The sequence below is a fragment of the Streptomyces sp. NBC_00510 genome (genome assembly GCA_036013505.1).
Taxonomy (GTDB): Bacteria; Actinomycetota; Actinomycetes; order Streptomycetales; family Streptomycetaceae; genus Actinacidiphila.
The window spans coordinates 7,053,730-7,068,825 of record CP107851.1 but is presented as its reverse complement, the minus strand read 5'-3'; the positions used below and the strand labels follow the sequence as shown (position 1 = coordinate 7,068,825).

Sequence of the window (15,096 nt, the reverse complement as noted above, 5' to 3'; positions counted from 1 at the left end):
GGCTGTCAGGCCTTCGCCGCCGCCCGCTTCCGCGGGGCAGCCCGCTTCTTGGCCGGGGCCGGCGGGGCGTCGGAGATCCGCTCGGCGCCCAGGATGTCCCTGAGGAACTTGCCGGTGTGGCTCGCGCCCACCCCCGCGACCTGCTCGGGGGTGCCCTCGGCGATCACCAGACCGCCGCCGCTGCCGCCCTCGGGGCCCATGTCGATCACCCAGTCGGCCGTCTTGATCACATCGAGGTTGTGCTCGATGACGACCACGGTGTTGCCCTTCTCGACCAGCCCGGAGAGCACCTTGATCAGCTTGCTGATGTCCTCGAAGTGCAGACCCGTGGTCGGCTCGTCCAGCACGTAGACCGTGCGACCGGTGGAGCGCTTCTGCAGCTCGGAGGCGAGCTTCACGCGCTGCGCCTCACCACCGGACAGGGTCGTCGCGGACTGGCCCAGCCGGACGTAGCCCAGCCCGACCTCGGTGAGGGTGCGAAGGTGACGCGCGATCGTCGGGACGGCCTCGAAGAAGTCCAGCGCCTCGGAGATCGGCATGTCCAGGACCTCGGCGATGGACTTGCCCTTGTAGTGGACCTCCAGGGTCTCCCGGTTGTACCGGGCACCGTGGCAGACCTCGCACGGCACGTAGACGTCCGGGAGGAAGTTCATCTCGATCTTGATGGTGCCGTCGCCGGAGCAGTTCTCGCAGCGGCCGCCCTTGACGTTGAAGGAGAAGCGGCCCGGCAGGTAGCCGCGCACCTTCGCCTCCATCGTCTCCGCGAAGAGCCTGCGGACGTGGTCGAAGACACCGGTGTACGTGGCCGGGTTGGACCGCGGGGTGCGGCCGATCGGCGACTGGTCGACATGGACCACCTTGTCGACCAGGTCGTCCCCGTCGACCCGGGTGTGCCGGCCCGGGACGCCCCGGGCGCCGTTCAGCTCACGGGCCAGGTGGGTGTAGAGGATGTCGTTGACCAGGGTGGACTTCCCGGAGCCGGAGACCCCGGTGACCGCCGTGAAGACACCGAGCGGGAAGGACACGTCGATGTCCCGCAGGTTGTTCTCCCGGGCGCCGTGCACGGTCAGCCGGCGCTCCCCGTCGACCGGGCGGCGCATCTCCGGGATCGGGATCCGGCGCTTGCCCGCCAGGTACTGGCCGGTCAGCGACTCCTTGTTGCGCAGCAGCTCCTTGAGCGAACCGCTGTGCACCACATTGCCGCCGTGCTCACCCGCACCCGGGCCGATGTCCACCACCCAGTCGGAGGTCTTGATGGTGTCCTCGTCGTGCTCCACCACGATCAGGGTGTTGCCGAGGTCGCGCAGGCGCACCAGGGTCTCGATGAGCCGGTGGTTGTCGCGCTGGTGGAGTCCGATGGACGGCTCGTCCAGCACGTAGAGCACGCCCACCAGGCCCGAGCCGATCTGCGTGGCCAGCCGGATGCGCTGGGCCTCGCCGCCGGAGAGGGTGCCGGCCGCGCGGTTGAGCGAGAGGTAGTCCAGGCCGACGTCGACCAGGAAGCGCAGCCGCTCGTTGACCTCCTTGAGCACCCGCTCGGCGATGGTCTTCTCGCGCGCGCTCAGCTTCATGCCGCGCAGGAACTCCGCGCAGTCGCTGATGGACATCGCGGCGACCTCGGCGATGGACCTCCCCTGAACGGTGACCGCCAGCACGATCGGCTTGAGGCGGGTCCCCTCACAGGTGGGGCAGGGCACCTCGCGCATGTACCCCTCGAAGCGCTCGCGGCTGGAGTCGCTCTCGGACTCCGCGTGCCGGCGCCGGACGAAGGGGATCGCGCCCTCGAAGGAGGTGGTGTAGGAACGCTCGCGCCCGTAACGGTTGCGGTAGCGCACCGCGATCTGCGTCTTGTGGCCGTTGAGCAGGGCCTTCTTCGCGCGTTGCGGCAACCCCGCCCAGGGGATGTCGGTGCGGAAGCCCAGCTCGTCGGCGAGCGCGCCGATCAGGCGCTGGAAGTAGTCCCGGGTGTGGCCGAGCGACCAGGGGGCGATGGCGCCCTCGTCGAGGGACTTGTCCTCGTCGGGGACGATGAGCTCCGGGTCGACCTCCATGCGGGTGCCGATGCCGGTGCACTCGGGGCAGGCGCCGAAGGGCGAGTTGAAGGAGAAGGAGCGCGGCTCCAGCTCCTCGAAGGACAGGTCGTCGTACGGGCAGTAGAGGTGCTCGGAGAACATCCGCTCGCGCTGCGGGTCGTCCTCGGGGAGGTCGACGAAGTCCAGGATCACCATGCCGCCGGAGAGGCCCAGGGCGGTCTCGACCGAGTCGGTCAGCCGGCGCTTGGCGCTCTCCTTGACGGTGAGGCGGTCGACGACCACCTCGATGGTGTGCTTCTCCTGCTTCTTCAGCTTCGGCGGGTCGGTCAGCTGGACGGTCGCGCCGTCCACCCGGGCCCGGCTGTAGCCCTTGGTCTGCAGGTCGGCGAAGAGGTCGGCGAACTCGCCCTTGCGCTCGCGCACCAGCGGCGAGAGCACCTGGAACCGGGAACCCTCCTCCAGCTCCAGCACCCGGTCCACGATCGCCTGGGGCGACTGCCGGGAGATGGGCCGGCCGCACTCGGGGCAGTGCGGCTTGCCGATGCGGGCGAAGAGCAGACGGAGGTAGTCGTAGACCTCGGTGATCGTGCCGACCGTCGAGCGCGGGTTGCGCGAGGTGGACTTCTGGTCGATCGAGACCGCGGGCGACAGGCCCTCGATGAAGTCGACGTCCGGCTTGTCCATCTGGCCCAGGAACTGCCGTGCGTAGGAGGAGAGCGACTCCACGTAACGACGCTGGCCCTCGGCGAAGATCGTGTCGAACGCCAGGGAGGACTTGCCCGACCCGGAGAGGCCGGTGAACACGATGAGCGAGTCCCGTGGCAGGTCGAGCGAGACGTTCTTCAGATTGTGCTCGCGAGCGCCACGGACGGTGAGACGATCGGCCACGCCAGTGCGCACCTTTCAAAAGACAGACAAGGGGACAGCACCCCCAGACAGCCTAAACGGGGCGCCAACGAGTTTTCTTCCGGTTGTGGTGACAGCGAGCCTATAGCACGCACATTCGATTTCCGGCATCGGTGCGGCAGCTTCACCCGAATGAGTGTCCCGCGCTAGCGTCTCCGTGGAGACGTCGACCGGTCCGACCAGGAGGCTCCGTGTCTGTCCAACGACCCGACCCCGACCACGATGCGGCCGAGCTCCGAGAGGCCACCGAACGACTGATCGAGACCGTGGCCGCCATGCCCCCGGCGTGCGTCGCCGAGCCCTCGCGGCTGCCGGGCTGGACCCGCGGCCACGTGCTGGCCCACCTGGCGCGCAACGCCGACTCCCTGGTGAACCTGATGATCTGGGCGCGCACCGGCGAGGAGACCCCGCAGTACGAGAGCACCGACGGCCGCAACAAGGACATCGAGGAGGGGGCCGGCCGCACGCTCGCGGAGCACGTCGACGACCTGCGCGTCTCCGCGGACCGGCTGGCCCTGGCCATCGAGGAGCTCCCGCCCCAGAACTGGGCCGCGCAGGTCGTCATGCGCTCCGGCCGGGTGGTCGCCGCGGCCGAGATCCCGTACATCCGGCTCATGGAGATCTACTTCCACCACGTCGACCTCGGCCTGGAGTACACCTGCGCGCACCTCCCCGGGGACTTCGCAGCCCGGGAGCTCGGCGCCATCATCGACGACCTGTCCGGCCACGAGGGCGTCGCCGCCGTCCGCATCCACGACACCGACAGCGGCGAGAAGTGGGTGATCGGCGCCGCCGACGAGCCCGAACTCACCGTCGGCGGGCCGCGGCACGCCCTGCTCGCCTGGGTCAGCGGCCGCTCCGACGGCGAGGGCCTGACCGCCCGGCCCGACGTACCCCTGCCGGTGCTGCCGCCACTAGGCTGACGCCATGACGTACAGCGGCGAGGTCACGGTCGGGGGCGCGCCCGACGTGCACGAACTCAAAGACCTCATCATCACCAAGGTCGCGGTCGGCCCCATGGACAACAACGCGTACGTGCTGCGCTGCCGCGCCACCGACGAGCAGCTGCTCGTCGACGCGGCGAACGACGCGCACACGCTCGTGGAGGTCGTCGGCAACGACGGTCTCGCGTCCGTCGTCACCACGCACCGGCACGCCGACCACTGGCAGGCGCTGCAGGCCGTGGTCGACGCGACCGGCGCCCGTACCTACGCGGGCCGCCACGACGCCGAGGGGATCCCCGTCCCCACCGACGTGCCGGTCGAGGACGGCGACCGGATCCGGGTCGGCCGGGTCGAGCTCACCGCCCGGCACCTGGTGGGCCACACGCCCGGCAGCATCGTCCTGATCTACGACGACCCCCACGGGCACCCGCACATCTTCACCGGGGACTGCCTCTTCCCCGGCGGCGTGGGCAACACGCACAACAACCCGGACCACTTCACGAGCCTGTTCGAGGGGGTCAAGGCCAAGCTCTTCGACCGGCTCCCGGACGAGACCTGGGTCTACCCCGGCCACGGCAAGGACACCACGCTCGGCGACGAGCGCCCCCACCTCGACGAATGGCGCGAACGGGGCTGGTAGCGGGCCCCGTGGTGGCGCCCCCTGCGGCGCCGCCACCCCCGCGCACGTGGGTCGTTGGACCCACGTGCGCACCTCCCCCTCCCCCTCCATGGCCCGGATCGCCGCCGCGTCGGCGGCCGGGACCGCGATCGAGTTCTACGACTTCTTCGCCTACGGCACCGCGGCCGCCCTCGTCCTCGGACCGCTGTTCTTCCCCGACGCCTCGGCCCTCGCCGGCACCCTCGCCGCCTTCGGCACCTTCGCGGCGGGCTTCGTCGCCCGCCCGCTCGGCTCGGTCCTCTTCGGCCACATCGGCGACCGCGTCGGACGGCGCCCCGTGCTGATCGGCTCCCTGCTGCTGACCGGGCTGGCGACCACCGCCGTCGGCTGCGTCCCCGCTCACGCCTCGATCGGCCCGGCCGCGCCCGTGCTGCTGGTGACCCTGCGTTTCCTGCAGGGGCTGGGGCTGGGCGGCGAGTGGGGCGGGGCGGTGCTGCTCGTCGCGGAGCACGCGCCGGGGCGGCGCCGCGGACTGTGGGCGAGCCTGCCGCAGACCGGTCCCGCGGTGGGCTTCCTGCTGGCGAACGGGATCGTGCTCGCCCTGTCCGCGGGGCTGAGCGACGCGGCCTTCCGCTCCTGGGGCTGGCGGGTGCCGTTCTGGGTGGCGGGCGTGCTGGCGCTGGCCGGGCTGGCGCTGCGGGCGGCGCTCCCGGAGAGCCCCGCGTTCGCGGCGGCCGCGGGGCGCGGGGACCTGGCCCGGGTGCCCGTCTCGGAGCTGCTGCGCGAGCACGGCCGCCTGGTGCTGCTCACGGCGGGCGCCATGGCGTGCGGCTACGCCGTCTTCTACACGGTGACCACCTGGTCGCTGGCGTACGCCACGGAGCACCTCGGCATGGACCGCACGGTCGTGCTGGGCTGCGTCCTGGTGGCCGTCCTGGTCAAGGGGGTCCTGACCCCGCTGGCGGGACTGCTCGGCGACCGCTTCGGACGCCGGCGGATGGCACTGGCCGGTACGGCGGCGATGGGCGTGGTGATCTTCCCCTACGCCGGACTGCTCGCGAGCGGCTCGCCGGTGGCGATCACCGTGGGGTCCGCCGCGGAGCTGCTCGCCTTCATCACGGTCTTCGCCGTCGTGGGCGCGTACCTCCCGGAGCTGTACGCGCCCCGGGTGCGCTGCACCGGCGCCGCCCTGGGCTACAACCTCGGCGGTGTCCTGGGCGGCGCGCTGACCCCGGTCGTGGCGACCCGGCTGGCGGCGGGCTCCGGCACGCCCTGGCCGGTGGCGGCGTACGTCGCGGGGGTCGCGCTGCTCAGCCTCGGCTGCTTCGCGGCGCTGCCGGAGACCCGGGGCGAGGCCGCCGCGGACGCGACGGCGGGGTGCGCGGCGGTCCGCCGCGCACCCCGTCCGGGCTGAGGAGCCGTGGGTCAGGCGTCGATGTGCTCCTCGTCGCGCTTGTCCGCGGCCGCCTGCTTCTTCGACGCCATGAGGCTGGTGACCGTGGTGACGGCGAGGACCACGACGATGAAGCCGAGGGAGAACGGGATGCTGATCTCGGGGACGTGGACCCCCGCCTCGTGCAGGGCGTGGAGCACGAGCTTCACGCCGATGAAGCCGAGGATGATCGACAGCCCGTAGGAGAGGTGGACCAGCTTCTTCAGCAGACCGCCGATGAGGAAGTACAGCTGCCGCAGGCCCATCAGGGCGAAGGCGTTGGCGGTGAAGACGATGTACGGGTCCTGGGTCAGGCCGAAGATCGCCGGGATGGAATCCAGCGCGAACAGGACGTCGGTGGTGCCGATCGCCAGCATGACCACCAGCATCGGGGTCATGATCCGCTTGCCGTTCTGCTGGATGAAGAGCTTGGTGCCGTGGTAGCGGTCCGCGACGCCGAAGCGGCGCTCGGCGGCCTTGAGCAGCCGGTTCTCCTCGAACTCCTCGTCGTGCTCCTCGGCCCGGGCCTCCTGGACCAGCTTCCACGCGGTCCAGATGAGGAAGGCGCCGAAGATGAAGAAGACCCAGGAGAAGCTGGCGATGATGGCGGCGCCGGCGGCGATGAAGGCCGCTCGCAGGACGAGCGCGATGAGCACGCCGAAGAGCAGCACGCGCTGCTGGTACTGGGACGGCACCGCGAACTTCGCCATGATCAGGACGAAGACGAAGAGGTTGTCGACGCTGAGCGACTTCTCGGTGATGTAGCCGGCGAAGAACTCGCCCGCGGGCTGCCCGCCGGCGAAGAACAGCAGGCCGAGCCCGAACAGGGCGGCCAGGACGATCCAGACGACGGTCCAGGTCCCGGCTTCCTTGACGGACACCTCATGGGGCTTGCGCCCGATGAAGAAGTCGGCGGCGATCAGGGCGCACAGACCGGCGATGGTCAGCACCCACAGAGTCAGGGATACATCCACGCGATGCCTCCGGCAGATGGGCTGGCAATTGTCAGCGTTGTCGCTGCCGGAGGTCTCTTCCACCCGGGCCGTCAGGCCGGGGCCGGTGTCCCGGGGCCGTTCCGGCCCGTGATGACGGGATGCACCGCAAGCAGGGAGTACTCCCCTCCGCGTAAAGAAGAGTACATGAAATCCCAAGGAAAGGTAAAGAGAGTAAAGTGATGGTCAATCAGGAGGGTGTGCCGGGGCCTCGTGGGGCTGGTCGGCAGCCGGTCAGTGGCGGCCCGGGTCGTAGGTCCGGCGCGCGGCGGCCACCTGGCGCAGCACCTGCGCCAGGACCGCGCTGCCGGCCGGGGCCAGCAGCGGTTCGTACGTCCAGGCGTGGCCCACCCAGGGGTCGGCGAGGTGGTCGTCGGGCTGCGGGGTCAGCCGCAGCATCGAGCGCCACAGCGGGTCGAGGAGCGGACCGTACTCGCGGGCGTCCTCGCGGTCGGCGACCAGGACCAGGTGGACGCCGACCTGCGGGCCCTCGTCGGCGAGGTAGCGCAGCTGGTTGACCGTCCGGTCGTCGAAGCCGTACGGGAAGTCGTTGACGACCAGCACCTGGCGGGCCGGGTCGACGCCCGGGGGGACCTCGAAGGGGACGTCGGCGCGCAGGGCCATCTGCACCAGGTCGACCCGCTCGGTGAGCCGGGCGAGCAGGGCCGCCACCCCGGCGGCGCCGGTGGCGGGCGGCTCGCGCAGCGCGCCGGAGTCCGTGAACGGGGCCAGCGCCGTCCCGGCGGAGCCCGCCGGGTCGATGACGTGGACGGCGCAATCCCCCGCCGGGTGGGAGGCCAGCAGGCGGGCGGCGAGCGCCACGGCCACGTCCACGGCACGGCGGCGGTCCTGGGCGCTGTCCACCCACAGCCCGCGCTCCAGCGGCAGCCGTATCAGCAGGGGGACGCGCAGCTCCGGGCGCTCGGGCAGGTGGAGGTCGCCGAGCCGGACCGCCATCGGCGGCTCGGCGGGGGCGCGGTAGCCGTGCCAGGCCGGGCTCTCCCAGCCCGCGTAGGGCGGCGGCAGGGCGGGCTCGACCACCTCGGCCTCTGCGATGAGCTGGGCCAGGTCGCGGTCGAGCACGGCACGCGCCCGGTCCACCAGCTCGGCCTGGCGGGCCCTGGCCTGGTCGCGGGCGGCCTCGGCGGCGGGGCCGACCCGGGTGCGCGGGTCGGCGAGGAGCGTGTCCAGCTCTTGGTCGAGCCGGGACTCGGCGAAGTCGACGGCGCTGCGGTACGCCGCGATGGTGCGGGCCAGGTCCTCGAACATCCCCCAGACCTGGTTGTAGAGCCGTTCCTCCATGCTCCAGCCCGCGGCGTCACCCGCGACGGGGGCGGAGGCCGGGGGCACCGTGTGCGGCACGGAGTCCGCGGGGGGCGGGGTCGGGGGAACGGGGGGCGGGGGCGGCGCGGGGGAGGGTGCGGTGGGCACCGTGGGCGCGGGGCGTACGGCGTCCGCCACGCGCGCGGCCACGGCGTCCGCCTCGGAGCGGCCCAGCCCCTGGTCGCGCAGCAGCTCCGCCAGCCCGCCGCCGTACCCCTGGCCGAGCGCCCGCACCTTCCAGGCGCCCTGGCGGCGGTAGAGCTCCAGGGCGACGATCGCGGCCTCGGCGCCGAGCCCGGTGACGGTGAAGCTCACGACCGGCGCCCCGTCGGGGCCGGCGACGGTCAGATGGGGCGCGGGGCAGGCCCCGAAGCGGGTCGGTGCCCCCGCGACCGGTGGCAGCGCCAGCAGGACGTGGACGCGATCCACGTCCGCCGGCACGGCCGCCAGGTCGGCGGTGACGCGCTGCTCGGCGGCGAGGCCCGCGGGCACCTGGATGCCCGGCAGCCGCGGCGCCCCGGGGTGGGCGACGGACCCGGGGCCGCTCACGCGCCCCTGCCCGTCACCCAGCGAGACGCCGGCCACCACCGGCGTGCCGGCCGACACCCGTACCACCAGCGAGGTGCCGGGAAGCGGATGGTTCTGCCCGTGGACCAGCTCGATGGTCATGCCCGCGCCCCCCTGTGCGGTCAGAGCGCCGGCAGGATCGCCGGCATGAGGTCCTGGAACGTGCGGCCGTTGGCCGGGGAGCCGATCGCGGTCATCGACCAGCCGTCACCGCTGCGCTGCACCTTCGCCATGATCTGCGCGGTGTAGCCACCGCCCCCGGTCAGGGTGTAGCGGGCGAGTTCCTGCCCGTTGGTCTCGTCGACCAGGCGGCAGAAGGCGTTCTGCACCTCCTGGAAGGTCTGCCCGGTGAAGGAGTTGACGGTGAAGACGATCTGGTCGATGTGCACCGGCACCCGCTGCAGGTCGACCAGGATCGACTCGTCGTCGCCGCCCTGTCCGGCACCGCCGACGAGGTTGTCGCCGGTGTGCCGGACCGAGCCGTCGTCGCTGACGAGGTGACGGAAGAACACCACGTCCACGGGCTGCTTGTCGGCGAACAGGACCGCGGAGGCGTCGAGGTCGATCTCCCGGGTGCGGGAACCGAAGAGACCGCGACGCGGGGCGGCCTGCCAGCCGAGCCCCATGCGGACCGACGAAAGCGTCCCCCCGTCCGACTTCTGCAGGCTGATCTTCTGACCCTTGGTCATGTTGACCGTCACGCGCTGTCCCCTCTCAACCGTTTTGCCGTCGTGCGGTTGCTCCGCACCCTATGGGGAGACGCACGGGTAGGGCACCGTGGTTCGGCAAGAGATTCGACAGCCGGTACGGTCAGGCCACGCCGGCCTCCCGCATCTGCCGCAGCTCCTTCTTCAACTCGCCCACCTCGTCGCGCAGCCGGGCCGCGACCTCGAACTGGAGATCCGCGGCGGCGGCGTGCATCTGGTCGGTCAGCTCGCCGATGAGCTCCGCCAGTTCGGCCGCGGGCAGGCTCTTGGCGGCCCGCTTCTCCCCCGCCTTGGCGGACAGGCCCGGCACCGGCGCCTTGCCGCGCGAACGCTGGCGGCCGGAGCCCAGCAGCTCCTCGGTGTCGGCGTCCTCGCGGGCGAAGGAGTCCAGGATGCCGGCGATCTTCTTCCGCAGCGGCTGCGGGTCGATGCCCCTCTCCTCGTTGTACGCGATCTGCTTGGCCCGGCGCCGGTTGGTCTCCTCGATGGCCTTCTCCATCGCCGGGGTGATCTTGTCGGCGTACATGTGGACCTGGCCGGAGACGTTGCGCGCCGCGCGGCCGATGGTCTGGATCAGGGAGGTGCCCGAGCGTAGGAAGCCCTCCTTGTCGGCGTCGAGGATGGCGACCAGCGACACCTCGGGCAGGTCCAGGCCCTCGCGGAGCAGGTTGATGCCGACCAGGACGTCGAACTCGCCCGCCCGCAGGTCGCGCAGCAGCTCCACCCGGCGCAGGGTGTCGATGTCGCTGTGCAGGTACCGCACCTGGATGCCGAGTTCCAGCATGTAGTCGGTGAGGTCCTCGGACATCTTCTTGGTGAGGGTGGTGACCAGGACGCGCTCGTCGCGCTCGGCGCGCAGCCGGATCTCGTGCACCAGGTCGTCGATCTGCCCCTTGGTGGGCTTGACGATGACCTCGGGGTCGACCAGGCCGGTCGGACGGATGATCTGCTCGACGACGCCGTCGCCGCGGGAGAGCTCGTACTTGCCCGGGGTGGCCGACAGGTAGACGGTCTGCCCGACGCGTCCCAGGAACTCCTCCCACTTCAGCGGGCGGTTGTCGAGGGCGGAGGGCAGGCGGAAGCCGTGGTCGACCAGGGTGCGCTTGCGGGAGGCGTCGCCCTCGTACATGGCGCCGATCTGCGGCACGGTGACGTGCGACTCGTCGATGACGAGGAGGAAGTCCTCGGGGAAGTAGTCGATGAGGGTGTCGGGGGCGGAGCCCGCCTCGCGGCCGTCGATGTGCCGCGAGTAGTTCTCGATGCCGGAGCAGGTGCCGATCTGCCGCATCATCTCGATGTCGTACGTGGTGCGCATCCGCAGCCGCTGGGCCTCCAGCAGCTTGCCCTGCTTCTCCATGACCGCGAGCTGCTCGCCGAGCTCCTTCTCGATGCCGGCGATGGCGCGCTCCATGCGCTCGGGGCCGGCGACGTAGTGGGTGGCGGGGAAGACGTACAGCTGCTGGTCGTCGGTGATGATCTCGCCGGTGAGCGGGTGCAGCGTGTACAGGGCCTCGATCTCGTCGCCGAACATCTCGATGCGGACGGCGAGCTCCTCGTAGACCGGGAAGATCTCGATGGTGTCGCCGCGCACCCGGAAGGTGCCGCGGGTGAACGCCACGTCGTTGCGCGCGTACTGGATGTCGACGAACTTGCGCAGCAGCGCGTCCCGGTCGATCTCCTGGCCGACCTTGAGCCGCACCATGCGGTCGATGTACTCCTGGGGGGTGCCCAGGCCGTAGATGCAGGACACCGAGGCGACCACGACCACGTCGCGGCGGGTCAGCAGCGAGTTGGTGGTGGAGTGGCGCAGCCGCTCTACCTCCTCGTTGATCGAGGAGTCCTTCTCGATGTAGGTGTCCGTCTGCGGGACGTAGGCCTCGGGCTGGTAGTAGTCGTAGTACGACACGAAGTACTCGACCGCGTTGTTCGGCAGCAGCTCGCGGAACTCGTTCGCCAGCTGGGCGGCCAGGGTCTTGTTGGGCGCCATGACCAGGGTCGGGCGCTGCAACCGCTCGATCATCCACGCCGTGGTCGCCGACTTCCCCGTGCCCGTCGCGCCGAGCAGGACGACGTCGTTCTCGCCCGCGCGGATGCGCCGCTCGAGGTCGTCGATGGCGGTCGGCTGGTCGCCGCTGGGCTGGAAGGGGCTGACGACCTCGAAGGGCGCCACACTGCGTTCGATGTCTGATACGGGCCGCATGGGTCAACGGTACGACCCCCCACCGACAACCGGTCCCGACCGGCCCGGGTCAGGGCAGGAGCCGGGGCCGGCGCCCCGCGGCGAGGTCCTCCACCCGGCCCAGGAGCAGAACCGCCACCGCGATCAGCACCCAGGCCACCGCGAACTGGAACCAGGTGCTGTCCAGCGGCAGCGACAGCTCGAGGAGCCTGACCCGCCACATCAGGTCGATCAGGGGGACGCTGAGCATGAGGGCGACCTCGTGCCACAGGTAGACGGTCACGGCCCGCGCGCTGACGATCCGCGCCGCCCGGTCCAGCGGCCGGAGCCGCCCGGCCGGGCCGGCGCCCGGCCGGAAGCGCAGCAGGAGCAGGACGAAACCGGCCGACCACAGGGCCTGGGCGAACGGGATCTCGTTGAGGTCGTACGAGCCGTCCGCACGGTGGGACCAGGCCCACCAGCCGCCGGCCGCCATGGCGACGGCGGCCAGGACCGGCACCAGGCCCGCCCGCGCGCGGTCCAGCAGTCCGTCGCGGTGGGCGAAGCCGAGCAGCCAGCAGGGGAGGAATGTCGCCAGATCGGTGACGGCGCTCCCGGCCCCGCCCAACGGCGGGATCCGGAGCGTCTGCAGGAGCACGACCGGGGCGAGGGAGGCGACGATCACGGCGGTGGGTGACCGCCGGAACACGCGCAGCAGCAGCGGCGAGAGCAGGACGAACCACAGGTAGGCGCGCACATACCACAGGACCCCCGTGGCCTGTTCGGCCCAGACGCTGCCCGGCGGGTCCGCCAGCGGCACCACCCACCACAGCAGCCGCGCCCACCAGCGCCCCGCGTGGTGCTCTCCTGGCGACCAGCCGTGGAGCAGCATCGCCGGGACCAGGACGGCGCCGAGGCACCACAGCGGCGGCAGGAGCCTGCGCAGCCGCCCCCGCACCACCGGCAGCGCGGGCCGCTTCTCCAGCGACCGCGCCATGAACGAGCCCGCGAGGGCGAACATCACGCCGAGGGAGGGGAAGACCAGGCTCAGCCACGCCCAGCCGAACGTGTGGTACGTCACGACGCGGACGAGCGCCAGGGCGCGCAGCAGGTCCAGGTATCGGTCGCGGGCGCCCGGGGCAGTGGTGGCGGCGGTGGCGACCGCCCGCGCGCCGCGGCGGGCGGCGTGCCGGCCGGAGGTCCCGGGCCGCGGCAGGGGCAGGGAGGTGCCGGACGCGGTCACCGGGCGGCTCCCGCGGACGCCTGTGGGGAGTTGACCTCGCCGGTGCGCTCGAGCTTCTGCCAGCGCAGCCGGCCTCCGGTCATGGCCGTGACGCAGGAGTGGATCAGGACGAGGTACATCAGCTGCCGGTAGACGATCTGCTGCAGCGGCAGCATCAGCAGGTGGCGGTAGTGCTCGCGGTCCAGGCGGAAGGCGTAGGCCGCGCACAGCAGCTGCACGGACATCAGCGCGGCCCAGGCGAGGAGCGACCTGACCGGGGCGACGAAGACGGCGCCGTAGACGGTCAGGAGGTCGATCAGCGGCGCGAAGAGGGGCGTGACGATCTGGAAGAGCACGACCAGCGGCATGCCGACCCGGCCGAAGCGTCCCGAGGGCCCGCGGTCCACCAGGGAGCGCCGGTGCTTCCACAGCGCCTGCATGGTGCCGTAGCTCCAGCGGTAGCGCTGCCGCCACAACTGGCCGATGCTGCCCGGTGCCTCGGTCCAGGCGCGGGCGTGCTCGGCGTACACCACGCGCCAGCCCGCGCGGTGCAGCGCGATGGTGACGTCGGTGTCCTCGGCGAGGGTGTCCCCGCTCATGCCCCCGGCCTCGAGCAGCGCGGCGCGGCGGAAGCCGCCGACGGCGCCCGGGACGGTGGGCATGCAGCCGAGCAGGTCGTACATGCGCCGGTCGAGGTTGAAGCCCATCACGTACTCGATGTGCTGCCAGGCCCCGATCACCGTGCCGCGGTTGCCGACCTTGGCGTTGCCCGCGACGGCGCCGACCCGTGGATCGGCGAAGGGCTGCACGAGGCGGTGCACGGTGCCGGGCTCGAAGACGGTGTCGCCGTCCATCATCACGACGAGGTCGTGACGGGCGTGCTCCAGGCCGCGGTTGAGCGCGGCGGGCTTGCCCGCGTTCTCCTGGCGCACGACGCGCACCTGGGGCAGGCCCATCGCCTCGACGATGGCGGCGGTGCCGTCGGTCGAGCCGTCGTCCACGACGACGATCTCCACCGGGTGGCTGCTGGCCGCGAGCGAGCCGACGGTGTTGGCGATGCACTCCTTCTCGTTGTAGGCGGGCACGATGACGCTGACCGGTTCGGTGACCGCGGGCCCCCAGCTGAAGCGGCGGCGGCCGCGGATCCTGGCGTGCCGGCGGGCGAGGACGAGCATCAGGGCGAAGCGGGCCAGGACGGCGACGCCGACCACGACGAGCAGCCAGAACAGGACGGGCATGGTGAACTCGGCCAGCGCCACGACCCCGATCAGGGCGCGCCCCTGCCACAACTCGGCGCCGCTCGCCCGGTGGTTGGCGGTCGTGGCGCCCAGGCTCGCGGTCAGCGTCGTGAAGGTGTAGCCCTTCGCCTTCATGGTGTCGATGTACGTGCCGAGCGCCTCCACGGTCTGGGAGCGGTCGCCACCGGCGTCGTGGAAGAGCACGGAGGCGCCCTTGCCGCCCCTGGGGGTGGCGTCGCGGACGATGGCGGCGACACCGGGGCGCCGCCAGTCCTCGCTGTCGGTGTCGACGAAGGCGCTGATGTAGCCCTTGGTGCCGAGGTAGCGGTAGACGGGCCACGTGGTGTCGTCGACCGCGTCGGCCTCGGAGGAGTACGGGGCGCGGAAGAGCGAGGTCGTGATGCCCGCGGCGCCCGCGAGCGCCAGCTGGGTCTGGGCGAGTTCCCGGTCGATCCTGGCCCTGTCCTGGTACGCCAGGTCGACGTGGGAGAAGGTGTGGACGCCGATCTCGCCGCCGGAGTCGACGATGTCGCGGATGAGCGCGGGGTACCGGGCGGCCATCTGGCCGACGACGAAGAAGGTGCCCGGCGCGTCGTGCTCGCGCAGCACCGCGAGCACCTTCGCGGTCCACCGGGGGTCCGGGCCGTCGTCGAAGGTGAGCGCGATCGTCCGGGGCGGCAGGGTGTGGCTGACGGGCTCGCCGTCGGCGCCGAAGGTCAGCACGGGGCCGCCCTCGAGGACGGAGGCGGGCACCTGGCTCGCGCTCCCGGACTCGTGGACGCGGCCGTCGTTGCCGATCTCCGAGTGCAGGTAACCGTCCAGCAGCATCACGCACACGAGCGCGAACAGCCCCAGCACGGCCATGACCACGCGAGGTCTGGGCACGGCCTGCCGGCCGGCCGACGCCACCTTGGTGATCGCACCGGGTGCCGCGTGCCGGGCCGTCCGCGCCATG

The 15,096-nt window shown here is 71.8% G+C and carries 10 protein-coding genes; 3 read left to right on the top strand and 7 right to left on the bottom strand.

The window, feature by feature from the left end:
* Positions 1-5: 5 nt before the first annotated feature.
* On the bottom strand, positions 6-2,921 hold the full coding sequence (gene uvrA, locus OG937_31865) for an excinuclease ABC subunit UvrA (protein ID WUD75965.1): 2,916 nt from the start codon (positions 2,919-2,921) through the stop codon (positions 6-8).
* 209 nt (positions 2,922-3,130) lie between these two features.
* On the opposite strand from uvrA, the gene OG937_31860 reads away from it, so the two are divergent.
* The 3 genes from OG937_31860 (at position 3,131) to OG937_31850 (ending at position 5,916) form a co-directional block, all read left to right on the top strand.
* Complete coding sequence (locus OG937_31860) at positions 3,131-3,862, top strand: maleylpyruvate isomerase family mycothiol-dependent enzyme (protein WUD75964.1); 732 nt, start codon at positions 3,131-3,133, stop codon at positions 3,860-3,862.
* Between the two features lie 4 nt (positions 3,863-3,866).
* The gene (locus OG937_31855; GenBank protein ID WUD75963.1) at positions 3,867-4,523 is read left to right on the top strand and encodes an MBL fold metallo-hydrolase; all 657 of its coding nucleotides are present in this window, start codon (positions 3,867-3,869) and stop codon (positions 4,521-4,523) included.
* An 88-nt stretch (positions 4,524-4,611) separates the two neighbouring features.
* The gene (locus OG937_31850) at positions 4,612-5,916 is read left to right on the top strand and encodes an MFS transporter (GenBank protein WUD78955.1); all 1,305 of its coding nucleotides are present in this window, start codon (positions 4,612-4,614) and stop codon (positions 5,914-5,916) included.
* Between the two features lie 11 nt (positions 5,917-5,927).
* Here OG937_31850 and OG937_31845 read toward each other — a convergent pair whose 3' ends face one another.
* The 6 genes from OG937_31845 to OG937_31820 form a co-directional block, all read right to left on the bottom strand.
* On the bottom strand, positions 5,928-6,908 hold the full coding sequence (locus tag OG937_31845; GenBank protein WUD75962.1) for a TerC/Alx family metal homeostasis membrane protein: 981 nt from the start codon (positions 6,906-6,908) through the stop codon (positions 5,928-5,930).
* 252 nt (positions 6,909-7,160) lie between these two features.
* Positions 7,161-8,918 carry a TerD family protein gene (locus OG937_31840; GenBank protein ID WUD75961.1) on the bottom strand — a complete coding sequence of 586 codons (1,758 nt, stop codon included), beginning with the start codon at positions 8,916-8,918 and terminating at the stop codon, positions 7,161-7,163.
* 20 nt (positions 8,919-8,938) lie between these two features.
* Positions 8,939-9,517 carry a TerD family protein gene (locus OG937_31835; protein WUD75960.1) on the bottom strand — a complete coding sequence of 193 codons (579 nt, stop codon included), beginning with the start codon at positions 9,515-9,517 and terminating at the stop codon, positions 8,939-8,941.
* Between the two features lie 109 nt (positions 9,518-9,626).
* Positions 9,627-11,723, bottom strand: a complete 2,097-nt coding sequence (gene uvrB / locus OG937_31830; protein ID WUD75959.1) for an excinuclease ABC subunit UvrB — start codon at positions 11,721-11,723, stop codon at positions 9,627-9,629.
* Positions 11,724-11,772: 49 nt separating this feature from the next.
* Entirely contained in the window at positions 11,773-12,924 is a 1,152-nt protein-coding gene (locus tag OG937_31825; protein ID WUD75958.1) for an acyltransferase, read from the bottom strand.
* A complete protein-coding gene (locus OG937_31820; protein ID WUD75957.1) occupies positions 12,921-15,095 on the bottom strand; it encodes a glycosyltransferase in 2,175 nt (724 codons plus the stop codon). The genes OG937_31825 and OG937_31820 overlap by 4 nt, the downstream gene beginning before the upstream one ends.
* Between the last annotated feature and the right edge of the window lies 1 nt (position 15,096).

Excerpts from the sequence above, each read along its gene's own strand:
- OG937_31855 (WUD75963.1), top strand. The coding sequence starts at position 3,867 with ATGACGTACAGCGGCGAGGTCACGGTCGGGGGCGCGCCCGACGTGCAC.
- OG937_31850 (WUD78955.1), top strand. The coding sequence starts at position 4,612 with ATGGCCCGGATCGCCGCCGCGTCGGCGGCCGGGACCGCGATCGAGTTC.
- OG937_31840 (WUD75961.1), bottom strand. The coding sequence starts at position 8,918 with ATGACCATCGAGCTGGTCCACGGGCAGAACCATCCGCTTCCCGGCACC.
- uvrB (WUD75959.1), bottom strand. The coding sequence starts at position 11,723 with ATGCGGCCCGTATCAGACATCGAACGCAGTGTGGCGCCCTTCGAGGTC.
- OG937_31820 (WUD75957.1), bottom strand. The coding sequence starts at position 15,095 with ATGGCGCGGACGGCCCGGCACGCGGCACCCGGTGCGATCACCAAGGTG.